Origin of the sequence: Herbiconiux dendrobii, assembly GCF_052048175.1 — a bacterium.
Taxonomy (GTDB): domain Bacteria; phylum Actinomycetota; class Actinomycetes; order Actinomycetales; family Microbacteriaceae; genus Herbiconiux.
Map to the genome: position 1 here is coordinate 19588 of NZ_JBLZQV010000001.1, position 20747 is coordinate 40334.

At 71.0% G+C, this 20747-nt stretch carries 18 protein-coding genes; 10 read left to right on the forward strand and 8 right to left on the reverse strand.

The window, feature by feature from the left end:
• Nucleotides 1-109: 109 nt before the first annotated feature.
• From ACN4JJ_RS00105 to ACN4JJ_RS00135, 7 genes are all read right to left on the reverse strand, one after another.
• The gene (locus ACN4JJ_RS00105; RefSeq protein ID WP_440707869.1) at nucleotides 110-3289 is read right to left on the reverse strand and encodes a fibronectin type III domain-containing protein; all 3180 of its coding nucleotides are present in this window, start codon (nucleotides 3287-3289) and stop codon (nucleotides 110-112) included.
• 5 nt (nucleotides 3290-3294) lie between these two features.
• Nucleotides 3295-4344, reverse strand: coding sequence for a hypothetical protein (locus ACN4JJ_RS00110; RefSeq protein ID WP_440707870.1), 1050 nt, complete (start codon nucleotides 4342-4344; stop codon nucleotides 3295-3297).
• Complete coding sequence (locus ACN4JJ_RS00115) at nucleotides 4341-5234, reverse strand: heme ABC transporter ATP-binding protein (RefSeq protein ID WP_440707871.1); 894 nt, start codon at nucleotides 5232-5234, stop codon at nucleotides 4341-4343. Before ACN4JJ_RS00115 ends, ACN4JJ_RS00110 begins: the two co-directional genes overlap by 4 nt.
• Complete coding sequence (locus ACN4JJ_RS00120) at nucleotides 5231-6376, reverse strand: FecCD family ABC transporter permease (RefSeq protein WP_440707872.1); 1146 nt, start codon at nucleotides 6374-6376, stop codon at nucleotides 5231-5233. The genes ACN4JJ_RS00115 and ACN4JJ_RS00120 overlap by 4 nt, the downstream gene beginning before the upstream one ends.
• Entirely contained in the window at nucleotides 6373-7518 is a 1146-nt protein-coding gene (locus tag ACN4JJ_RS00125; RefSeq protein ID WP_440707873.1) for a heme/hemin ABC transporter substrate-binding protein, read from the reverse strand. The genes ACN4JJ_RS00120 and ACN4JJ_RS00125 overlap by 4 nt, the downstream gene beginning before the upstream one ends.
• Nucleotides 7519-7628: 110 nt before the next feature.
• Nucleotides 7629-8654 (reverse strand): DsbA family protein, encoded by a 1026-nt coding sequence (locus ACN4JJ_RS00130; protein WP_440707874.1) that lies wholly within the window; start codon nucleotides 8652-8654, stop codon nucleotides 7629-7631.
• A gap of 162 nt (nucleotides 8655-8816) precedes the next feature.
• The gene (locus ACN4JJ_RS00135) at nucleotides 8817-9764 is read right to left on the reverse strand and encodes an acyl-CoA thioesterase (protein WP_440707875.1); all 948 of its coding nucleotides are present in this window, start codon (nucleotides 9762-9764) and stop codon (nucleotides 8817-8819) included.
• Nucleotides 9765-9926: 162 nt separating this feature from the next.
• Between ACN4JJ_RS00135 and lipB the strand changes: the two genes are divergently transcribed.
• The 9 genes from lipB (at nucleotide 9927) to ACN4JJ_RS00180 (ending at nucleotide 18221) form a co-directional block, all read left to right on the forward strand.
• A complete protein-coding gene (gene lipB, locus ACN4JJ_RS00140; protein WP_440707876.1) occupies nucleotides 9927-10607 on the forward strand; it encodes a lipoyl(octanoyl) transferase LipB in 681 nt (226 codons plus the stop codon).
• On the forward strand, nucleotides 10604-11647 hold the full coding sequence (lipA, locus tag ACN4JJ_RS00145) for a lipoyl synthase (RefSeq protein WP_440707877.1): 1044 nt from the start codon (nucleotides 10604-10606) through the stop codon (nucleotides 11645-11647). The genes lipB and lipA overlap by 4 nt, the downstream gene beginning before the upstream one ends.
• A gap of 10 nt (nucleotides 11648-11657) precedes the next feature.
• A complete protein-coding gene (locus tag ACN4JJ_RS00150; RefSeq protein WP_440707878.1) occupies nucleotides 11658-12179 on the forward strand; it encodes a VOC family protein in 522 nt (173 codons plus the stop codon).
• 34 nt (nucleotides 12180-12213) lie between these two features.
• Nucleotides 12214-13083: an aldo/keto reductase gene (locus ACN4JJ_RS00155; RefSeq protein ID WP_440707879.1), complete on the forward strand. Its 870-nt coding sequence runs from the start codon at nucleotides 12214-12216 to the stop codon at nucleotides 13081-13083.
• Between the two features lie 91 nt (nucleotides 13084-13174).
• On the forward strand, nucleotides 13175-14206 hold the full coding sequence (locus ACN4JJ_RS00160) for a cell wall-binding repeat-containing protein (protein WP_440707880.1): 1032 nt from the start codon (nucleotides 13175-13177) through the stop codon (nucleotides 14204-14206).
• Nucleotides 14207-14329: 123 nt separating this feature from the next.
• The gene (locus ACN4JJ_RS00165; protein ID WP_440707881.1) at nucleotides 14330-15592 is read left to right on the forward strand and encodes a glutathionylspermidine synthase family protein; all 1263 of its coding nucleotides are present in this window, start codon (nucleotides 14330-14332) and stop codon (nucleotides 15590-15592) included.
• Nucleotides 15589-16179 (forward strand): hypothetical protein, encoded by a 591-nt coding sequence (locus ACN4JJ_RS00170; protein ID WP_440707882.1) that lies wholly within the window; start codon nucleotides 15589-15591, stop codon nucleotides 16177-16179. Before ACN4JJ_RS00165 ends, ACN4JJ_RS00170 begins: the two co-directional genes overlap by 4 nt.
• A gap of 53 nt (nucleotides 16180-16232) precedes the next feature.
• Nucleotides 16233-16868, forward strand: coding sequence for a DNA-3-methyladenine glycosylase I (locus tag ACN4JJ_RS00175; RefSeq protein WP_440707883.1), 636 nt, complete (start codon nucleotides 16233-16235; stop codon nucleotides 16866-16868).
• A gap of 9 nt (nucleotides 16869-16877) precedes the next feature.
• Nucleotides 16878-18221, forward strand: coding sequence for an aminotransferase class III-fold pyridoxal phosphate-dependent enzyme (locus tag ACN4JJ_RS00180; protein WP_440707884.1), 1344 nt, complete (start codon nucleotides 16878-16880; stop codon nucleotides 18219-18221).
• Nucleotides 18222-18338: 117 nt separating this feature from the next.
• On the opposite strand, the gene ACN4JJ_RS00185 is transcribed toward ACN4JJ_RS00180, so the two are convergent.
• Nucleotides 18339-19796, reverse strand: coding sequence for an amidohydrolase family protein (locus tag ACN4JJ_RS00185; RefSeq protein WP_440707885.1), 1458 nt, complete (start codon nucleotides 19794-19796; stop codon nucleotides 18339-18341).
• 229 nt (nucleotides 19797-20025) lie between these two features.
• Between ACN4JJ_RS00185 and ACN4JJ_RS00190 the strand changes: the two genes are divergently transcribed.
• Nucleotides 20026-20733 (forward strand): SDR family NAD(P)-dependent oxidoreductase, encoded by a 708-nt coding sequence (locus ACN4JJ_RS00190; RefSeq protein ID WP_440707886.1) that lies wholly within the window; start codon nucleotides 20026-20028, stop codon nucleotides 20731-20733.
• Nucleotides 20734-20747: the final 14 nt, after the last annotated feature.

Below are 20747 nucleotides of genomic sequence, written 5' to 3' on the forward strand. Positions count from 1 at the left end.
GAGGTGCTCCGAGTCGAAGAAGGCCGGGCTCAGGGCACTCAACGCCGCCGTTCCCAGCAGATCAGCAGGATAAGGACAGCCTAGCCTTAATTAGGTTAGGCACGCCTAATTAATTTGCGGATCGGGTGGCGGCGCCGCTCAGCAGGACGAATCCACCGCCGGCCCCGACGATCACCACGATCAGGCCGAGCAGCACCACCAGGGCGAGCAGGAGCAGCACCACGTCCTGGCCGAGTGACTGTGCCGCCGGAGCCTCGACGATCACGACGGATCCGGCTGGGCCGAGGGACGACGCGGTGAGTGCACTCGCTCCCGGGGCGGCGGCGGCCGGCGCCGCGACCATCGGCAGGCGCGCCGGCGGGAGCTTGGCGACGGGCGCCCGGGCGCCGGCCTGCTCCTCGGCCGCTGGAGCGGGTGCGGCGGGGGGCGTGAAGGTGGCGGCGTCGTAGCCCACCACGAAGGGCTGCGCGGGCTTGGCGCCATCCGCCTGCCCACCGCTGGAGTACCAGTACGCGGCCTGGCCGGTCTCGAGCTGGAAGTCGATGAAGCTCTGCGGGAACGCGCCCCAGTCGGCCCCGGACTGCGCCTGCGGCGTCGCGCCGGCGGGCAGCGCGACCGCGACCCCGCGATAGTCGGGGGTGACGGTGAAGCCGTCGGCGTCCACCTGCACGCCGCTGAAGACGGCGAGGGTGACGGTGCGGTCGGGCAGGGGCACCCACTTCGTCTGGTTGTCCATGTCGGTGCCGAAGCCGCCGGCGGTGGCGGTGAGGGTGCCGGTGCCGTTCTGCACGGTGAGCACCGGGTCGCTGAGGTACCAGAAGGTGAGGCCGCCGTAGTAGGCCACGGTGACGTCGCCGTCCCAGCGGATGCTCGCGCTGCCGGTGGCGCGGTCGACCTCGCCGGTGCCGCCGGTCATCACGAACTGGTTGCCGCCGTAGGGCGTGGCGGTGCCCGAGCTGAGGGGGGCGCCGGTGCGGTCGAGGCACTTGGTGTCCCAGTTCGCCCTCACGTACTGGCCCGAGGCATCCGGTTTCTGGATGCTGACGTTCTCGGAGACGTTCGCGTACTGCGCCGCGGTGAACAGCGCCGAGCCGCCCGGATCGGGGGTGCGGCCGGCCGAGAGGAAGTTGCAGCCGCCGAAGTAGGCGCCGTTGTTCGCCTCGTCGTTCAGGCCCCAGCGGAGCACGGCGTTCTCGAGCTGCAGCACGGCCGCGGTGCTGGGGGTGACGGTGACCTGCACCGCGGTGGCGCGGCCGCCGGCGGGGGCTGGGTCGCCGTCGAGCTCGGTGTCGGTGACGAAGAGCAGCCAGTGCGTGCCGACCGGGAGGCCGGCGGTGCTGAGGGTGACGGATGCGGCGGCGGTGCCGCCGCTGGTGCCCGAGCCCGAGCCCGTGCCGGTGCTTGTGCCGTTCGTGCTGACGGGGCCTGCGAAGGTGCGGGAGCCGTACCACCAGGCCTCGCCGCTCTGGGCCGAGGTCCAGGGGAGGCCGACCACGGCATCCGCACCCTGCTCGACGGTGAGGGAGGCGTTGGCGCCGCTGCGGTCGACCCCGACGGTTCCGGCCGCGATGGCGGCGTCGAGGGCGGCCCGGTCGGTGAAGGCCGGGGGGCGGCTGCCCGGGGTGGAGCCCGCGGGCAGGGTGGTGACGGGGCTGAAGTCGGAGAGCTCGCCGACGCCCACGGCGTTCACGGCGGCGACCCGGATGGAGTAGTCGGCACCGGGGGTGAGGCCGGCGAAGTTCGTTCGCGGGTCGGCGGCCGGGTCGGTCACCGCGACCTGCTGCGTGCTCACCAGCCCGACGCCCCGCTGGTGCAGCTCGACGCGGTAGCCGGTGATGGGGGATCCGCCGGTGAAACGGCCGGTGGTGGCCGTGCCCTGCCAGTCGAGCACGCGCGCCGAGAGGGCGGTGGCGGCGGCGGGCCGGGCGGAGAACTCGGTGCTGGGGGTGCGCTCACCCAAGGTCTGGGCGGGATACTCGCTCGCCCAACCCGGGGCGCCGCTGGTGGCGGAGGAGGGGCGGTAGCGGGCAACGCCGTCGACGAGGTCGTAGGCGACCACCGCGGCCACGTAGCGGCTGTCGCCCTGCAGGCCGGTGACGACCGCCCGGGTGGTGGCGCCGACATCGAGCGTCGTCGCGATGAAGAAGTTGGCGGTGGGGGCGGCGAGGTCGTGGCGGCGCTCGAGCACGCGCAGCACATAACCGGCGGGGGTGATGTCGCTCGTGGGTGCGGTCCAGGTGGCGGTGAAGCCGTCGGAGGTGGGTGCGGCGAGCTCGGGAACGCCGGCGCGGGCGGTCGAGAGGGTGCCGGTGCTGGAGGCGGGGAGGCTGAGTGAGGCGCTGACCAAGGGGTCGGGCAGGGCCTCCGCGCCGTCGAGCAGCGTGATGCGGGCCGTCACCGCGCCTGCGCCGAACGAGACGCCCTCGACGCGGTAGCGGGTGGTGGCCGCGTCGACCTCGGTGCGGGCGATCAGCGATCCGGATGCCGTGACCGAGCGACCCGAGAACAGCTCGACGCGGTACCCGAGAACGGATGCGGGGGTGATGGTGGCGGGGGTCGTGGTGGTGGCGGATGCGGCGCCGGTGGATGCGGGGGTGGTGGTGGCGGGCGGTGAGGGCGGGGCCCACGCGATGTCGACGGCGTAGTCGATGCCTGCGGCGTCGGACTGCAGCAGCACCTCGCCGGGCGCGGGGGCGGTGGTGGCGACCCAGGTGGAGGCCGGCAGCGGCGTGGGCTCGGCGACGGCGGGGGTGGGCGTGGGGGTCGGTGCCGCGGTCGGCGCAGGGGTGGGGGTTGCGGTGGGGGTTGCGGTGGGCGTCGGTGGGGTCGATGTGGGGGCTGGGGTGGGGGCCGGTGGTGACGTGGGTTCCGGGGTGGGGGCCGGCGTCGGTGTCGGAGTGGGCAGCGGTGTCCCGGGGGTGGGGGTTTCCGGCTCGGGCGCGGGTGTCGCTGCGGGATCGGGTGCCGCAGCGGGATCGGGGGTCACGGTCGGATCGGGGGTCGCGGTGGGATCCGGGCTGGCAGCGGAATCCGGCACGGCGGCGCCGGGTGTGGGTTCGTCGGTGGCGGGTGCGTCGGAGACGGAGGTGGCTGACGTGGGGTTCGCGGAGGCGGAGGTGGCCGACGTGGCGTTCGCGGAGGCGGGGGTTGCCGACGTGGGGTTCGCGGAGGCGGGGGTTGTCTGCGCGGGGTTTGCGGAGGTGGGGGTGGAGGCCAGGGCGGGCGCGCCGAAGGCCGCCAAGGCGAGCAGGGCGCCGGCGGTTCGGAGGGTGAGAGAGCGCGTCCGCATGGGGGTCAGGCCTGCTGCCCGGAAGTGGGGCCGGCGGCGCCCGCTGAGGGTACGGTCGCCCCACCGGCACCGGCACCGGCACCTGCACCTGCACCGGCACCGGCACCCGCACCCGCACCCGCAGCGGCGGCAGCGCGCTTGCGGGAGCTCAGCACCGCCCAGACGAGGAACGCGATCGCGCCGATCGCAAGTACGCCCACACCGCCGACGGCGCCGAGCAGGATCGGCACGAGGTCGGAGTCGTCGGTTGCGGCGGCGGGGGCCGCGATGATCGTGGTCGTCACCGGGGCGGGGGCCTCGCCGGCGGGGGCGGCGGTCGGCGCGGGGGCGACCGTCTCGGTGGGCGGCACGGCCGCAGCGGCCGCGGCAGCTGCTGCGGCGGCGGCCTGCGCGGCGGCGTCGTCTGAGTACAGGTCTTGGAAGCTGATGGGCGTGAAGCTCTCGTTGCTCGGGTTCACCACGCCGTGCGCGCCGATCGTGATGATGCCGCACTGCACCGAGAGGCAGTCCACCGTGGTGACGTCGCCGTTGCGGTCGTACGACTCGAAGCTCGAACCGGGGATCTTCATCGTGCCCGACCAGCTGCCGTCGGCCGCGATCTCACCGCCGTTCGCGGCGTACTCGGTCGAGCTGCCCGGGAAGCTCACGAACAGCTGGTACCCCACGGGATTCGACTCGTCGTCGTAGACGTAGCGGTAGGTCGATCCGGTCGCACCGCCCTGGCTGGGCGCCCAGGCGCCGCCGTCGACCCAGCCGAAGAACACGTAGATGCCGCCGAAGCCGCTGGCGATCGACTGGAAGCCCGTGCCGGTGACGTTCACCTCGGTGAGGTAGGTGGGGTCGGCCACGCCGACGAGCTCGGGCTGGCCGACCACGGTCACGTTCACGGTGCCGGCGGCGTACGCCGGGGCGGCGGGTGCCGCCACGAGCGAGGTGAGCGCGGCCACGCCGAGCGCGGCGGCCGCGGCCAGCGCGCGCACTCCGCGGGAACGACGACGGCGCGAGGCGGTGCGCGCAGCGTCGACGGGGGGAGCGGATGCGATGGCGTCGGTCATGAGATCTCCTCGGCGGGGACGGGGTGGTGTTCGTGGGCTGCGGTGGCAGCATCCGGATGCCGCATCGGCAGGATGATGGCGGTTCCCGTCACGGGGTGCCGCATCACCTCCACAGGCAGCTCGTAGACGGCGGACAGCAGGGGCGGGGTGAGCACGGCGTCCGGCGGCCCGTCGGCCACTACGCGGCCCTCGGCGAGCAGCACGATGCGGTCGGCGTAGGCGGCGGCGAGGCTCAGGTCGTGCAGCACGACCACCACGCAGTCGCCCGCGCGGGCTCGGTCGCGGGCGATGCGCAGCACGTCCTCCTGGTGGCGCAGGTCGAGCGCCGCGGTCGGCTCGTCCAGCAGCAGGATGCCCGTCTCCTGGGCCAGGATGCGCGCGAGCGAGGCGCGGGCGCGCTCGCCGCCGGAGAGCGAGGGCAGCGGCCGGTCGCGGAAGCGCGTGGTCTCGGTGAGCGCGATCGACTGCTCGATCACGCGGTCGTCGTCGGCGTCGCGGGGCGTGCCCTGCCACGGCGCGCGGCCCATCTCCACGACCTCGCGCACCGTGAACGGGAAGAACACGCCGTTCTGCTGCAGCAGCACCGCGCGGCGGCGGCCGAGCTCCTTGAGGCCCCACTCGCCGAGGGCGCGTCCGTCGATCTCGACCCGGCCGGCGGTCGTCGCCTGATCGCCCGTGACCACGTTCAGCAGGGTCGACTTGCCGGCGCCGTTCGGTCCGATCAGCGCCACGACCTCGCCCGGCGAGGCCTGGAACGAGACGTCGTCGAGGATGGCGGCGCCCCCGATGGCGACGCTCGCCCCCTGCACGCGCAAGGCGGGCCCGGCGGATGCGCGGGTGGCGGCATCCGGGATCTCCGACTGCGTCTTCCGGCGGCTGAGCGCGCTCATCCCCAGCCCCCCGACTTCTTGCGGGTGCGCCGCAGCAGCCAGAAGAAGAACGGGCCGCCGATCAGCGAGGTGAGCATGCCGATCGGCAGGTCGGCCATCGGCACGACGGTGCGCGCGAACAGGTCGGCGGTCACCAGCAGCAGGGCGCCGCCGAGCACCGAGGCGATCAGCAGTGGCCGGTGCGAGGGGCCGATGATCATGCGCATCAGGTGCGGGATGACCAGGCCTACGAAGGCGATGATGCCGCAGAACGCCACGGCGGCGCCGGTGAGCAGGGCCACCAGCACGATCGAGAGGATGCGCAACACCTCCACGTTCACGCCCAGGTGCCGAGCGGCCTTCTCGCCCAGGGAGAGCAGGTCGAAGCGACGCGACAGGATGAGGGCGGCGACGAGGCCGACCACGACGACCGGGAGCACGACCAGCACGTCCTGCCAGCGGGCGCCGTTGAGGCTGCCGAGCTGCCAGAACACGATCGCCTCGCGCGACTGGGTGTCGGCCAGGAACATGAAGAGCGCGAGGCCGGCGCCGGCGAAGGCGTTGACCGCGATGCCGGTGAGCACGAGGGTGACGACCTCGGTCTTGCCGTTGGCGCGGGAGACGGCGTAGACGAGGAGGGTGGCCACGAGGCCGGCCGCGAAGGCGGCGGCGGCGATGGTCCAGTCGCCGAGGAAGTTGAGGCCGAACACGATCGAGGCCGAGGCGCCGAGGGCTGCGCCCGAGCTGACGCCGACCACGCCGGGCTCGGCCAGCGGGTTGCCGAAGATGGCCTGCATGATCATGCCGGCGGCCGCGAGGGCGGCGCCCACCAGGATGGCCAGGGCCACGCGAGGGAAGCGGATGGTCCAGAGCGCGCTGTCGCCGTTCGGATGCTGGGGCGGCGGCCAGATCGTGACGCCGATCCTGTGCATGATCGAGCCGAGCACCTCATCCGGAGCGATCTGCAGCTGCCCCGTGCCCGCCGCCACCAGCGACATCGCCACGAGCGCCACGGCGAGCACCGTGAACAGCGCCACCTTGCGCCGAGGCCGCACGCGCCCCTTCGGCAGCGGATCCACGCTCGACTCCAACGAGGAGGGAGGCGGGGACGCCGGGGCGACGAGGGGCGGCGCGGCGTCGGGGCGGGCGGGGGTGTGCGTCATGGGGCGTCCGTGACGGCGCCGGAGTCGTCGGGGGCGTAGATGGCGCGCGCCAGGGCGTCGAGCACACCGGCGGTGCGGGGGCCGAAGCTCATGATCTGGTAGTCGCTCATGTCGACGATGCGGCGGTTCTGGCCGGCGGGCGTCTCGGCGACGGCCGGGATGCGCTCGAGCAGTCCGTCGACGCCGCCGACGGACTCCAGTCCCTTCGTCATCATCAGCAGGATGTCGGGCTGCGCCTTCACGAGCGCCTCGGCCGTCATCGGGCGCATGCCCTTCCAGCCGATCTCGCCCGCCACGTCGACGCCGCCGAGCGCCTGGATGAGGGTGTCGGCCCCCGACTCCTCGCCGAAGATGTAGTACACGCCGGCGTTGCCGCGCACGTAGAGGAAGAGGATGCGCGGGCGGTCGGCGGGGTCGGCCGGGGTGACCGCGGCGATCTGGCGCACCTCCTCGGCGATCTCGGCGTTCACCCGCTCGGTGAGTGCCGTGCCGGCATCCGGGACCCCGAGCCCTTGGGCGACCATGGTCACGATGTCGCCGACGTTGTCGAGATTGCGGTCGGGCGTGGTGACGATGACCGGGATGCCGGCCTCGCGCATCTGCAGCACGACGTCCCAGGGGCCGATGGAGGAGTCGGTGATGATGACGCTCGGGTTCAGCTCGAGGATCGCCTCGCCGTTCAGCTCGTGCCCGTTCTGGGTGACCAGGGGCAGGTCGGCGGCGCCGTCGAAGCTCGTGGAGGTGTCGCGGCCCACGACGCTGTCGCCGAGGCCCAGGCCGAACACGGTGGCGGCGAGCGATCCGTAGATGTCCAGGGCCAGGATGCGGCTGGTGTCGGTGACCGTGACCTCGGTGCCCTGGTTGTCGGTGACGGTGGCCGGCAGCACCTGCAGGGCGGCGGCATCCGCGGTCACCGGCTCGATGCCGTCGTCCTCCATGCAGGCCGTGGACTCGCCGACGTGGGTCTTCGGATCGGCCGTCAGCTGCAGGTCGGCGAGGGCGGTGGTGCCCTCGACGCACGCGGAGGCGGTGGTCGAGGAGGCTGACGCGGTGCACGCGCCGAGCGCCACGACGGTGGCGGTGGCGAGGGCGAGCGCGAGGCCCGCACGGAGGCGACGACGGAGGGGGAGGAGGGAGTCCATGGGTCCGAACTGGTGGGAGGGGCCGGTCGGACGAGCCGACCCGCGGATGCTCCCGATACTAATTAGGTAAGGCTAACCTAGTCAAACCTACCGGCCTCCGCCGGACCTCGTCACTCGGTGGGGGTGGTGCCCTCCGAGCCGCCGTCGGTGGTCCCGTCCGTGCCGCCGTCCGTCGTGCCGTCCGTCGTGCCGTCGGTGCTGCCGTCGGTCGTCCCGTCGCCGGTGTCGGTGGCGCCGGTGGCGGCGGAGAAGACCTCGGTGATGAACGTGTTCAGGGCCTCGGTGTCGTCTAGTCCGCCGGTGTAGGCCTTGCCGTCGATGACGACGAGCGGCACGGTGCTGAGCGTCGTGACGTCGGAGTTCGGGATGTTCGCCTGGGCGCGCGCGGTGGCGTCGGCGACCCAGTCGGAGAACTCGTTGCCGGTGATGCACGAGGCGGTCGCCGCATCCGTCACGCCGGCCGTCTGCACGAGCGTGACCAGCTCGTCGTTCGAGAGCCCGCCGTCGGGCAGGGTGGCCTGCGCGGCCACCAGCGCGTTGTGCACCGCGAGGCCGGCATCCGGAGTCGTGTTCGCCACGCAGGCCAGCGCGTTCGCCGCTCGCGCGGAGTAGCTGTCGGCGCCCTCGAGGGCGACCGGGTGCAGTTCGATGCTCGCGTAACCGGCCGCGACGTAGCCCTGCAGCGCTCCGCCGTTCGCGGTCTCGAAGGTGGCGACGTCGGGGCTGGAGTAGTCGACGTACTCGGTGATGCGCAGCACCGTCGAGGTGTCGAGCTCGGAGGCCGTGGGCTGCTCGCCCGGCTGCAGGGCGGCCGTGGTGGTGGCCGTGACCGTGCCCTGGGTGGTGGTGCCGTCGGCGGCGGTGGTGCCGCCTGATCCGGTGAACAGGATGCCGTCGCTGGCCATGTTCGCCGGCCCCACGAAGGTGGCGCGGATGCCGTTGTAGACGAGCAGGCCCACCACGGCGACGATCGCCACGGCTCCCACGATCAGGCTCGAGCGCAGGATGATGCGGTTACGGCGCTTGCGCTTGCGCTCCTCTTCGCGCCGGATGCGGGCGAGTTCGCGGGCGAGGGCCTGCCGGTCTTTCTTGGGGAGCCCGTCGTAGACGCTCTTGTCGGCCTTCGCTGGGCTCATCCCGGTGCTGCTCCTCGTGTGTGGTGCGGGTGGTGCGGGTCGTGGTCGTGCGGATGCGCCGACGCGGGCGCACTGCGGGCTGACTTTAGCGGGTGAAGCTATGGGCGCGCCATGAGGATGCCTCGATCGTGGCCGCCCGGCTCTGGCGACGACGCGGGTGGGTCAGCCGATCGGCAGGGCCTCGAGTTCACCGCGCATCCGGATGAGGTCGAGCGCGTGCGCGTCGAGCCGGCGGTCCTCGTCCGAGAGCAGGGGCAGCGGCGTGACCTCCTGGGCCCGCCCGTCCGGCCCCAGGTCGACGAAGATGCTCATGCACTGCGTCGTGAGCTCGAGCGCGCCAGGCGTGCGCGGCGATCCCGAGCGCACGTGCACGGCGACGTGCATGCTGCGCTCGCCGGTGTGGATGAGGCGGGCGTCGACCTCGACGATGTGCCCGATCCGGATCGGGCGGAAGAAGTGGATGCCGCCCGAGTACACCGCCACCGCGGCCTCCGACGACCACCCGGCGGCGCAGGCGTAGGCGGTCTCGTCGATCCAGCGCAGCACGGTGCCGCCGTGCGCGTTGCCCCCGTAGTTGGCGTCGGCGGGCGCGGCGAGGAACCGGAACACGGTGCGCGGCGTGGTGCCCTCATCGGTATATGCCTCGGCGAGCATGGAGTCGCGGATGGCCCGGCGGGGTGCGAGGCGCTCCTCGGCTCGGTCGTTCAGCAGGCGGTCGTCGTCCGTCGACGGATGCCACGCCGGCACCTCGATCGGAACCCCCGCGGCGTCGACCGCGACGAACACGAGGATGCAGTGCGTGGCCGGGGTGAACTCGCGGCTGCGCACATCCGCCGCCCCGACCGTGACGAGAACCTGCATGCTCGTGCGTCCGGTCTGGATGATGCGGGCGCGCGCCTCGATCATGTCGCCGGCCGCGATGGGCCGGGTGAAGTGCACGTTGCCGACGTAGGCGGTGACGCAGTAGGACGAGCTCCAGCCGACGGCGCAGGCGTAGCCGGCCTTGTCGATCCACTCGAGCACGCGGCCGGCGGCGACCGTCGCGCCCCCGGCCGCGGAGTCCTGCGGGGCGGCCAGGAAGCGGAGGGTGATGCGGTCGGAGGTCGTCACGTTTCCAGGATGGCAGGGCGGCGCTGCTCGTACGGGCCGATCCGCAGATCGACGGCGTCAAGATCGGCCGATCTTCTCGTCTCGGAAAGAGCGTGCGCTGAGGGGCGCAGCATTGGCGTGCCGCATTGTTGTACTCAGTCCAGTTAATCGTAGGATGGCCGCATGACAGACTTCGTCGTCGAAGGCGTCGGGCGGCGGTTCGTCCCCTACGTCGAGGGATTGCAGCTGCAGGCGCGGTGGCACGGGCGGGTGGTGGCGGGCGAGGCGCCCGGCACCGTCATCCTGCTCGAGCACGAGGCCGTGTACACGGCCGGCAAGCGCACCGAGGCGTCCGAGCGGCCGGTCGACGGCACCCCGGTGGTGGACGTGGATCGCGGCGGCAAGATCACCTGGCACGGGCCGGGACAGCTGGTGGGCTACCCGATCGTGCGGCTGCCCGATCCGATCGACGTGGTGGCCTACGTGCGTTCGCTCGAGGCGATGCTGCTCGACATGGTGCGGGAGCTCGGCGTCGACGCGTACCGGGTGGAGGGGCGCTCGGGCATCTGGACCACCTCCGGCGGTCGCGACTGCAAGCTCGGCGCCATCGGCGTGCGGGTGTCGGGCGGCGTGACGAGCCATGGCTTCGCCCTGAACTGCAGCAACGACCTCGCGCCCTACGACAAGATCGTGGCCTGCGGCATCCGCGATGCCGGTGTGACGACGATCAGCGAGGTGCTCGGGCGGCGGGTCGAGCCGGCCGATCTGGTCGACGCGGTGAAGCAGCGCTTCGCGGCACCCGGCCCGGCATCCGCGCCGGCCTCCGCGCCGGCCTCCGCGCCGGCCCTGGCGGGTGCCCGATGAGCTGCGGTTGCGGACCGTCGGCCTCGGCGACGGCATCCGCGGGCCCCGCCTCGCTGCCCGGAGACCGCAAGCTGCTGCGGCTGGAGATCCGCAACGCCGAGACGCCGATCGAGAAGAAGCCGGCCTGGATCAAGACCAAGGCGCGCTTCGGCCCGGAATACCGCGAACTGCAGGCCCTGGTGAAGACGAAGGAGCTGCACACCGTCTGCCAGGAGGCGGGCTGCCCGAACATCTTCGAGTGCTGGGAGGATCGCGAGGCGACCTTCCTGATCGGCGGATCGCAGTGCACCCGCCGCTGCGACTTCTGCCAGATCGACACCGGCAAGCCGGCCGACTACGACCGCGACGAGCCGCGCCGGGTCGCCGAATCGGTCGTCTCGATGAACCTGCGCTACGCCACGGTCACGGGAGTCGCGCGCGACGACCTGCCGGACGAGGGTGCCTGGCTGCACGCCGAGACGGTGCGCCGCATCCATGAGCTCAACCCGGGCACCGGCGTCGAGATCCTCGCCACCGACTTCTCGGGCAACCCCACCCTGCTGCAGGAGGTGTTCGACTCCCGGCCCGAGGTGTTCGCGCACAACGTCGAGACGGTGCCGCGCATCTTCAAGCGCATCCGCCCCGCCTTCCGCTACGAGCGCTCGCTCGACGTGCTGACGCAGGCGCGGGATGCGCGGCTGATCACCAAGTCGAACCTCATCCTGGGCATGGGCGAGACGCGCGAGGAGGTGTCGGCGGCGCTGCAGGATCTGCATGATGCCGGATGCGACATCATCACGGTCACGCAGTACCTGCGCCCCTCGCCGCGGCACCTGCCGGTGGCGTCGTGGGTGCGGCCCGAGGAGTTCGTCGACATCAAGGAGGAGGCGGAACAGATCGGCTTCCTCGGCGTGCTCGCCGGGCCGCTCGTGCGCTCCTCGTACCGGGCGGGCCGCCTCTGGGCGCAGTCGATGCGGCGCAAGGGCTGGGACATCCCGGCCGCGCTCGCGGGCCTGGCGGATGCGGCAGACGCCGAGGGTGGCTTCGCGCAGGCGGTGTAACGTGCCTCCCATGAAGCAGGGAGTCGACTTCATCACGCTCTCCACCGGCGACCTGGAGGCGGTGCGGGCGTTCTATCGCGACGGGCTCGGGTGGACACCGCTGCTCGACCTGCCGGGCGAGATCCTGTTCTTCCAGGTGGGGCACGGGCTCGTGCTCGGGCTGTTCGAGGCGGGCGCCTTCGCGGCCGGCCTCCTGCCGGTTCCGGATGCCACGGGTGCGGCGGCCTCCGACGCCACGGGTGCGGCATCCGTCGACGCCACGGATGCGGCATCCGTCGGCCGACCCGCATCGGCGCCGGCCGGGCTCACGCTGTCGCAGAACGTGGGCTCCGCGGCGGAGGTCGACGCCGCGGTCGAGCGGATGGCCGCCGCCGGCGGGGCGGTGCGCAAGGCGCCGCAGCGGGCCGCGTTCGGTGGGTACCACGCGCACGTCGAGGATCCGAACGGGGTGATCTGGGAGATCGCGTTCAACCCGGGCTGGTCGGTGGGAGACGACGGGGCTGTGAGTCTGATGCCGGTCGAGGGCGACTGAAGCCGCCCGCCGCCCGCGGTGGTTGACTCGGAGCATGACTGATACCACCACCGCTCCCGCCGCCGCAGCCGGCACCTTCGCCATCGGCGGCGACCTCGTCGTCAACCGTCTCGGCTTCGGCACCATGCAGCTCACCGGACCGGGCGTCTGGGGTGAACCCGCCGACCACGACGGCGCCGTCGCCGTGCTCCGCCGGGCCGTCGAGCTGGGTGTGAACCTCATCGACACCGCCGACGCCTACGGCCCCTTCGTCACCGATGCGCTCATCCGCGAAGCGCTGCATCCGTATGCCGACGGCGTCGCCATCGCCACCAAGGTCGGCTTCACGCGCCAGGGCCCGGACGAGTGGATCCCCGTCGGGCGCCCCGAGTACCTGCGCCAGCAGACCGAGCTGAACCTGCGCCACCTCGGCGTCGACCGGATCGACCTGCTCCAGCTGCACCGCATCGACCAGAAGGTGCCGCTGGAGGATCAGATCGGCGAGCTGAAGAAGCTGCAGGACGAGGGCAAGGTGCGCCACATCGGTCTCTCCGAGGTGAGCGTCGACGACGTGAAGGCCGCCCGCGCGATCGCCGAGATCGTGTCGGTGCAGAACCTCTTCAACCTCTCCGACCGCCGCGCCGCCGAGCTGCTCGACTACTCCGAGGCCGAGGGGATCGCCTTCATCCCGTGGTTCCCGCTGGCCACCGGCAAGCTCGCGGGCGAGGGCAGCCCCCTCGCCGAACTGGCCGAGAAGCACGACGCCACACCCAGCCAGCTCGCGCTCGCCTGGCTGTTGCACCGCTCACCGGTGACGCTGCCGATCCCCGGGACGAAGTCGGTCGAGCACCTCGAGCAGAACGTGGCCGGAGCGGCCCTCTCGCTGAGCGAGGACGAGTACGCGGCCCTGGATGCGTTGAGCTAGCAGAGGTCTCCGAACCTGAGGTCGCCACGGACATAGAATGCATCGACCAAAGTGACTTATGCTCATGTAATATACTGCTATGAGCCCAAGAGTGCTGATCGTTCGTCTGGCGGTGCCCGCTGCCTTAATGCTGATCGCCGCACTCGGTGTTCAGCCGGCGCAAGCAGAATCCCTCTCTCCCAAGCCTTGCGTCCCGGACTCCGGTGCTGTGAGCGGGGTGTCACGTACTGCCGGCGCCGACCGCTTCGAGGTGTCGGCCAACTTGTCCATGAACAACTTCTTTCCTTATGTCGACGAGGTGTTCATCGCGTCAGGGCTGAACTTCGCAGACGCATTATCAGGCTCGGCGGTGGCGGGATATCGGCAGGCCCCGATGCTGCTGGTAGGCGGAGGAAGCGAGGCGCCGGCGGTGATTCGCTCGGAGTTGTCGCGGCTCAAGCCCAAAAAGATCATCGTTGTCGGTGGCCCCGCCTCGGTATCGGTGGAGCTCGAGCACGGCCTGTCGCAGTTCGCCCCCTCGGTCGTCCGTGTCTCCGGTGCCGACCGGTACGAAGTGTCCGCGAACCTGGCGAGTCTGGGATACGGCACCGGCACTGAGACCATTTACGTCGCGTCCGGCGATGTGTTTCCTGATGCGCTGTCCGCTGCCGCGGCTGCGGGTGATGAGCCCGGTCCGGTCGTGCTTGTACAGAGAGATGCCATCCCGCCGGCGGTCGAGCAGTATCTTCGTCATGATGCGAGCCTCACGCAGATCGTCATGATCGGCGGCCCGTCGACGATCAGTTCGTCCGTCGCGCTACAACTGTCCCGCTTCGCCCGTGTTCAGGGAATACCAGGGGCGGACCGCTTCGCCGTGTCGGCGGCGACGTCGGCAAACCATTTCTGTGCCGACCGATCAATGGTCTTCATAGCCTCGGGCGAGGTGTTCCCTGACGCCTTGTCAGGCTCTGCCGTAGCGATCCAGTGGGGCAGTCCCGTTCTGCTCGTGAGCAAGAACGACATCTCCTTTCAAGTAGAGCAGGAGTTGAGGCGGCTCAATCCGCAGCACATCACAGTATTGGGTGGGGAGAACACGATCTCGAAATCTCTCGAGGAGAAGCTCGCCAACTATCTCAGAAAGTAGAGTCGAGTCCGGATCTCAGGTGATCGGCCGATGGTCGGAGCCATATGAGTCGACTCCGACCGGGGCGGGTAAGGTCCAGGCGAGTCAGGCAGGCCGTACGCACGCGGGGATAGGCTTCCGGTGATGCGACGAACCGACATGACTCCGCGCGCCGAGTGGCGCAGCCGGCTCGACGAGGTGGGCTTCACCTTCTACGACCTCGAGTCGGAGGGTGGACGGCCGTACTGGAACGAGTCGGCCGCGTACGTGTTCACCATGCCCGAGATCGAGGCGCTCGAGGCGGCCACGAAGGAGCTCTTCGACCGGTGCATGGATGCGGTCGAGGTGATCGTGCGCGCCGGGCGCTTCGCCGAGTTCGGCATCCCGGAGCGGTTCCACGAACTCGTGCGCGCATCCTGGGACGACGACGACCCGACGGTCTACGGGCGGTTCGATCTCGCCTACGACGGGCTGGGCGGCGGGCTCTCGGCGGGTGGCTCGGGCGGCATCAAGCTGCTCGAGTTCAACGCCGACACCCCGACGTCGCTCGTGGAGACGGCGGCGGCGCAGTGGCAGTGGCTCGAGGAGGCCGGCCCCTCGGGCGCAGATCAGTTCAACGGGCTGCACGAGCTGCTGATCGAGCAGTGGGAGCACATCCGCACGGCCCGCTGGGGGCTCGCCCCGGGCGCTCGGCTGCACCTCGCCTCGCTGCACGACGGCGGCGACGGCGAGCTGATCGTCGAGGACTTCGACACCGTGGCGTACATGGCCGAGACGGCGAAGGCCGCCGGGTTCGATCCCAAGCTGATCTTCATGGAGGACCTGCGCTGGAGCGTCGACCGGCAGCTCTTCCTCGACGCCGACGACGAGGTCGTCTCGCGCATCTTCAAGCTGTATCCCTGGGAGTGGATGATCGCCGAGCAGTTCGGCGGATTCCTCGCACCGAGCCGCACGAGCACGCAGTGGGTCGAGCCCGCCTGGAAGCTCCTGCTCAGCAACAAGCAGCTGTTGGTGGTGCTGTGGGAGCTGTTCCCGGGGCATCCGAATCTGCTGCCGGCGTTCGCGACGCCCGATCCGCTGCGAGGACGGCCGCACGTCTCGAAGCCGCGCCTGGGCCGCGAGGGCGCCAACGTCACGGTGTTCGACGGCAGCGGGCACGAGGTCGCCGCCCAGCCGGGGGAGTACGGCGACGAGGGTTTCGTGTACCAGGAGCGCGCGGTGTTCGCGCCCGTCCCGGGCAAGACGGCGGTGATCGGCAGCTGGATCGTGGGTGAGACGCCCGCCGGCATCGACCTGCGCGAGACCTCCGGGCCGATCACCGGCGACCTCGCCGAGTTCGTGCCGCACTACATCGAGCCGTCCTCGGCCGGGGCCGGCTCGCCCACCATCGAAGGGGGTCGCGGATGACCGTCAGAACCGTTCGCTCGCGCGCATCCGGAGCCGGTACTCCCGCCCTCTCGGGCATCGCCGCCGACCGCCGGGCCGCGCTCAAGCGGGGTGCCGCCGTGGTGACGGTGGCCGGTGCCGTGCTGGCGCTCTCGGGCTGCGCGCCCACCGACGAGGGCATCGTGCTGGAGGGTGCCGACGGCGAGAAGTACGTCGTGCCCGAGAACGCCGAGCGGCCGATGTACGACTCCAAGGAGGACTGCATCGCCGACGTGACCGAGCAGATCGCCGTGCTCGAGCAGCAGGGGCAGGACATCGTCGACACCCCCGAAGACCTGTGCGAGCCCTCCTCGCGGTACCCCTCGGCGCACTACTCGGGGCTGTGGCTCGGTCCGCTGCTGTTCGCGGGCTCGCGCTGGTCGTCGTCGCGGGTCTCCGGATGGGCGCCGGTCTCGTCGGGCGGCTTCGCGGCGCCGGGCTCGCGCCTGCAGGGCGACGTGGTGTCGCCGGCCCCCGCGGGCTCCACCACGGGCGAGCGGGCGCCGCTGAAGAGCGGCTTCGGCAGTTCGGGCAAGTCGGGCTTCGGCTCGGCCACCGCCGGCGGCTGAGCCGGCGGGAGGGCGGTTGGGTCGATGTCGGGGGCGGATGCGATGATCGGTTCATGACTGAAACTCAGCTCGACGACGGCACCTGCTCCTGGGCCCAGGGCTCACCCGCGATGCGTCGCTATCACGACGAGGAGTGGGGCGTGCCGTCGTGGGACGACGGATACCTGTTCGAGTTCCTCATCCTCGAGGGGGCTCAGGCGGGGCTGTCGTGGTCGACCATCCTCAACCGGCGGGAAGGATACTCCGCGGCGTTCAAGGGCTTCGATGTGGCGGCCGTGGCGGCGATGACCAACGACGAGCTCGAGCCGCTGATGCTCGAGCCGGGCATCATCCGCAACCGCCTGAAGATCTACGGGGCGCGCAAGAACGCCCTCGCGTTCCAAGCCGTGCAGGCCGAGTTCGGCAGCTTCGCGAACTACCTCTGGGGCTGGGTCGGCGGTGCGCCGCTCGTGAACGGGCCGCGCAGTACCGGCGAGCTGGTGGCCACCACCGAGCTGTCCGACCGGCTCAGCAAAGACCTCAAGAAGCGCGGCTTCACCTTCGTGGGGTCGACGATCGTCTACGCCTACCTCGAGGCGGTGGGCGTGGTCGACGACCACGTGCTCGGCTGCCCGGCGAAGCGCGCGGGCGGGCCCGGGGTTCCGGATGCCGCGGTGCCGGGAACTCTGCCGAAACGCCCGACGGTTTAGGCTCGGAGCATGGCTTCTCCCGAATTCTCCGTGTCCCAGGAGCGCAAGCTCGTCACCGAACTGCCCGGCCCCAAGTCGCGCGCGATGCACGAGCGCCGCCGCAAGACGGTGTCCCGCGGAGCCGGTACGCTCGCCGACATCTACATGGACCACGGCGCGGGCGCGATCCTGGTCGACGTCGACGGCAACCAGATCATCGACCTGGGCTGCGGTATCGGCGTCACCACCATCGGGCACGCGCATCCGGAGGTCGCCGCGGCCGCCGCCGCACAGGCCGGCAAGCTCACGCACACGCTGTTCACCGTGACGCCGTACGAGAACTACCTCAAGGTCGCCGAGAAGCTCGCCGAGATCACGCCCGGCGACTTCGAGAAGCGCTCCATCCTGGTCAACTCCGGCGCCGAGGCCGTCGAGAACGCCGTGAAGATCGCCCGCAAGTACACCGGCCGCCGCGTCATCGCCACGCTCGACCACGCCTTCCACGGCCGCACGAATCTCACCATGGCCATGACCTACCGCCCCTGGCCGGAGCGCGCCGGCATGGGGCCGATGCCCGGCGACATCTACAGCGTGCCGATCAGCTACCCCTTCCGCGATCCCGAAGGGATGACGGGCGAAGAGGCCGCCGAGCGCACCATCGACTACATCACCACCCACATCGGTGCCACCGAGCTGGCCGCGCTGTTCGTCGAGCCGATCCAGGGCGACGGCGGCATCGTCATCCCCGCGCCCGGCTTCTTCACGCGGCTCAGCGAGTTCTGCACCGAGAACGGCATCGTGTTCGTGGCCGACGAGATCCAGGCCGGTATCGCGCGCAGCGGCGCCTGGTACTCCATCGAGCACCACGGCGTGGTGCCCGACCTCGTCACCAGCGCCAAGGGCATCGCCGGTGGCTTCCCGCTCGCCGCGGTCACCGGCCGCGCCGAGATCATGGACTCCGTGCAGCCCGGCGGCATCGGCGGCACCTTCGGCGGCAACCCGGTCTCCACGGCCGCGGCGCTCGCCGTGTTCGACATCATCGAGCGCGACGACCTGATCGCCGAGGCGCAGCGGGTGGAGAGGGCGTTCTTCGCCCGCATCGGCGACTGGGCCGAGCGCTTCCCGATCGTCGGCGAGGTTCGCGGCAAGGGTGCCATGATCGGCGTGGAGCTCGTGCTCCCCGGCACCAAGAAGCCCAACCCCGAAGCGCTCACGGCCGTCATCCGGCACGCCGCCGCGAACGGCGTGATCGTGCTCGACGCGGGCAGCTGGGACAGCGTGTTGCGCTTCCTGCCGAGCGTCGTGATCAGCGAGGCGCTGATCGACGACGCCGCCACCGTGATCGAGCAGAAGCTGGCCGAGCTCTCCGCGTAGCCGCTGCGCGGCGGACGGGCCTTCCGGCGGCACGATCCGCCCGCCGCCCGCGCGCGCCCGCACGAACAGAGGGCCCGGTGTCGCCACCGGGCCCTCATCCGTCTCACCGCCCAGGCGCTAGTGCGCGTGCGTGTGCGTGTGCGCCGCGTCGTCCTTGAGGTACTGGTACGGGTTCGAGAGGATCTCCACCTCGGGGATCTCCGGGTTCATGCCGGAGGCCCAGGTGGCGTCGCCGAGCTCGGACTGCAGGTACGAGACCGTGTCCTCCAGCTTGGCCCTGACCTCGGGCAGGTGCCCACCGGTCAGCTTGCCGTCGAACTTCACGGCCTCGCCGCCCACCAGAACGGTGTGCACGTCACCGCGACCGGCCTGGTAGACCACGTGGCCGTAGGGGTTCAGGATCGGGCTCATGGTGGGCGAGTCGTCGTTCTTGATCAGCACGATGTCGGCCAGCTTGCCCTTCTCGAGGCTGCCGACCTTGTCGAACTTGCCCAGGGCCTTGGCGCCGCCGCGGGTCGCCCAGTCCACCACGTCCTCCACGCGCAGCACGGCGTGGGTGATGGTCTCGTCCTTGGCGTGCGCGTGCAGGTGCTCGAGCGAGCGATCGGCGCCGATGGTGGCGCGCATCGCGGCGAACATGTCGGCGCTGAACCAGACGCTGGTGTCGACCGACAGCGAGGCCTGGATGCCGTGGCGGCGCAGCGCATGCGCCGGCGGGTAGCCCTGGCCGCAGGTCTGCTCGCTCTCGGTGGAGAGCGACACCGTTCCGCCGGTGCCGGCGATCATCTGGTACGACTCGTCGCTGAGCGACGCGGCGTGCACGTAGACCGTGCCCGGATCCATCACCTTGTTCTCGTACATCCGGCGGATGCCGGTGTCGTTCGTGGCCCCCCAGACGCCGGCGTGCGTGGTGACGCCCACGCCGAGCTCACGGGCAGCCTGGAACGCGAGGCGCTCGGGGAACTCCTCCTCGGCGGCCGGCACGTCGAAGGCCAGCTGGGCGCCGAACAGGCGGGAGTCGTCGCGGGCACGTTCGACCAGACGGCGCACCTCCTGGTCCTGTGTCCACTCCCAGGGCGCGGCCGCCAGGTTGCCGTAGGCGAACACGAACCGGCCGGGTGAGTCGGCCAGCGCCTCGAGGGCGGCCTCGCCGTGCTCGGGGGTGCGCAGCCCGTGCGACCAGTCGACGCTGGTGGTGACGCCGGACTCCACGGCATCCAGAGCCGAGATCAGGTTGCCGGCCGCGACGTCCTGCGGACGGAACTTCATGCCGTGCTCGAGGTAGTACCAGACGAAGTACTGCGTCAGCGTCCAGTCGGCGCCGTAGCCGCGCATCGCGCTCTGCCACATGTGCCGGTGGGTGTCGACCATGCCGGGGAGCAGGATGCCGCCCTTCGCATCGATCTCGAACGCTCCGTCGGGTGCGACGAGGTCCACGCCCACGTCGGCGATCTCTCCGTCGACGACGAGCACGTCACCGCGCGGGATGACGGTGTGCGCATCGTCCATCGTCAAGACGATGCCGTTGCGGAACACGATGGGCTGGCCGGGTTGCGGCTTCGGGGTGCTGGACATGTAGGCGCTCATCCTCCTTGACTGGCGTTGATGTCACGCGCTCACGCGTGTAGTCGGAGGGTGGTCACGGCTTCTGCGCCGCTTGACTTCGCCCCACCGCCCGACTTGACTCAGATTAAGCAACGCTGCACATATTGTCCAGTGTTGCTTTGTTAAATTGTCAGACAAAATCCAGTGGAATTTAGTTATAGTATGTAGAACCACTGGGCGCGAAGAAGGGCTGTACACAGTGACCGAAAGAACGATCGTCGTCGTCGGCGGAACCTCCGGCATCGGGCTGGAGATCGCCCGCGACACCATCGAGCGCGGCGACCGGGTGGTCATCACCGGCCGCGACCAGGCGCGCACCGAGGAGATCGCCTCGAGCCTCGGCTCCTCGGCCACGGGCATCGCCCTCGACATCTCCGAGCCGCGCACGATCGCCGGTCAGCTGCGGTCGGTCGGCCAGGTGCACGGTCTCGTGCTGGCGGCCATCGAGCGCGACCAGAACACCATCCGGGACTACGACATCGAGCGCGCCATCCGCCTCGTGACGCTGAAGCTGGTCGGCTACGCCGAGACCGTGCACGCCCTGCTCGACCGGCTCGAGCCCAGCGTCGACACCGGCATCGTGCTGTTCGGTGGCCGGGCGAAAGACCTGCCGTACCCGGGCTCCACCACCGTCTCCTCCATCAACGGCGGCGTCACGGGCCTGCTCAACACGCTCGCCCTCGAACTCGCCCCCATCCGGGTCAATGCGCTGCACCCCGGAATCATCGGTGACAGCCCCTTCTGGGCGGGCAAGCCCGAGGGCGTGCTCGACGGCTACGAGAGCCGCACTCCGGGCGGAAAGCTCGCCACCATGGAGGACGTCGTGGATGCGACGCAGTTCCTGCTGCGCAACCGCGGCGTCTCCGCCGTGAACCTCTATGTCGACCGGGGTTGGTCGATCACCTGATCCGACACCCGCAG

Bases quoted from the DNA above. Each gene is read 5' to 3' on its own strand.
- ACN4JJ_RS00105 (WP_440707869.1), bottom strand. From the start codon at position 3,289: ATGCGGACGCGCTCTCTCACCCTCCGAACCGCCGGCGCCCTGCTCGCC.
- ACN4JJ_RS00110 (WP_440707870.1), bottom strand. From the start codon at position 4,344: ATGACCGACGCCATCGCATCCGCTCCCCCCGTCGACGCTGCGCGCACC.
- ACN4JJ_RS00115 (WP_440707871.1), bottom strand. From the start codon at position 5,234: ATGAGCGCGCTCAGCCGCCGGAAGACGCAGTCGGAGATCCCGGATGCC.
- ACN4JJ_RS00120 (WP_440707872.1), bottom strand. From the start codon at position 6,376: ATGACGCACACCCCCGCCCGCCCCGACGCCGCGCCGCCCCTCGTCGCC.
- ACN4JJ_RS00125 (WP_440707873.1), bottom strand. From the start codon at position 7,518: ATGGACTCCCTCCTCCCCCTCCGTCGTCGCCTCCGTGCGGGCCTCGCG.
- ACN4JJ_RS00130 (WP_440707874.1), bottom strand. From the start codon at position 8,654: ATGAGCCCAGCGAAGGCCGACAAGAGCGTCTACGACGGGCTCCCCAAG.
- lipB (WP_440707876.1), top strand. From the start codon at position 9,927: ATGACAGACTTCGTCGTCGAAGGCGTCGGGCGGCGGTTCGTCCCCTAC.
- lipA (WP_440707877.1), top strand. From the start codon at position 10,604: ATGAGCTGCGGTTGCGGACCGTCGGCCTCGGCGACGGCATCCGCGGGC.
- ACN4JJ_RS00150 (WP_440707878.1), top strand. From the start codon at position 11,658: ATGAAGCAGGGAGTCGACTTCATCACGCTCTCCACCGGCGACCTGGAG.
- ACN4JJ_RS00155 (WP_440707879.1), top strand. From the start codon at position 12,214: ATGACTGATACCACCACCGCTCCCGCCGCCGCAGCCGGCACCTTCGCC.
- ACN4JJ_RS00165 (WP_440707881.1), top strand. From the start codon at position 14,330: ATGCGACGAACCGACATGACTCCGCGCGCCGAGTGGCGCAGCCGGCTC.
- ACN4JJ_RS00170 (WP_440707882.1), top strand. From the start codon at position 15,589: ATGACCGTCAGAACCGTTCGCTCGCGCGCATCCGGAGCCGGTACTCCC.
- ACN4JJ_RS00175 (WP_440707883.1), top strand. From the start codon at position 16,233: ATGACTGAAACTCAGCTCGACGACGGCACCTGCTCCTGGGCCCAGGGC.
- ACN4JJ_RS00180 (WP_440707884.1), top strand. From the start codon at position 16,878: ATGGCTTCTCCCGAATTCTCCGTGTCCCAGGAGCGCAAGCTCGTCACC.
- ACN4JJ_RS00185 (WP_440707885.1), bottom strand. From the start codon at position 19,796: ATGTCCAGCACCCCGAAGCCGCAACCCGGCCAGCCCATCGTGTTCCGC.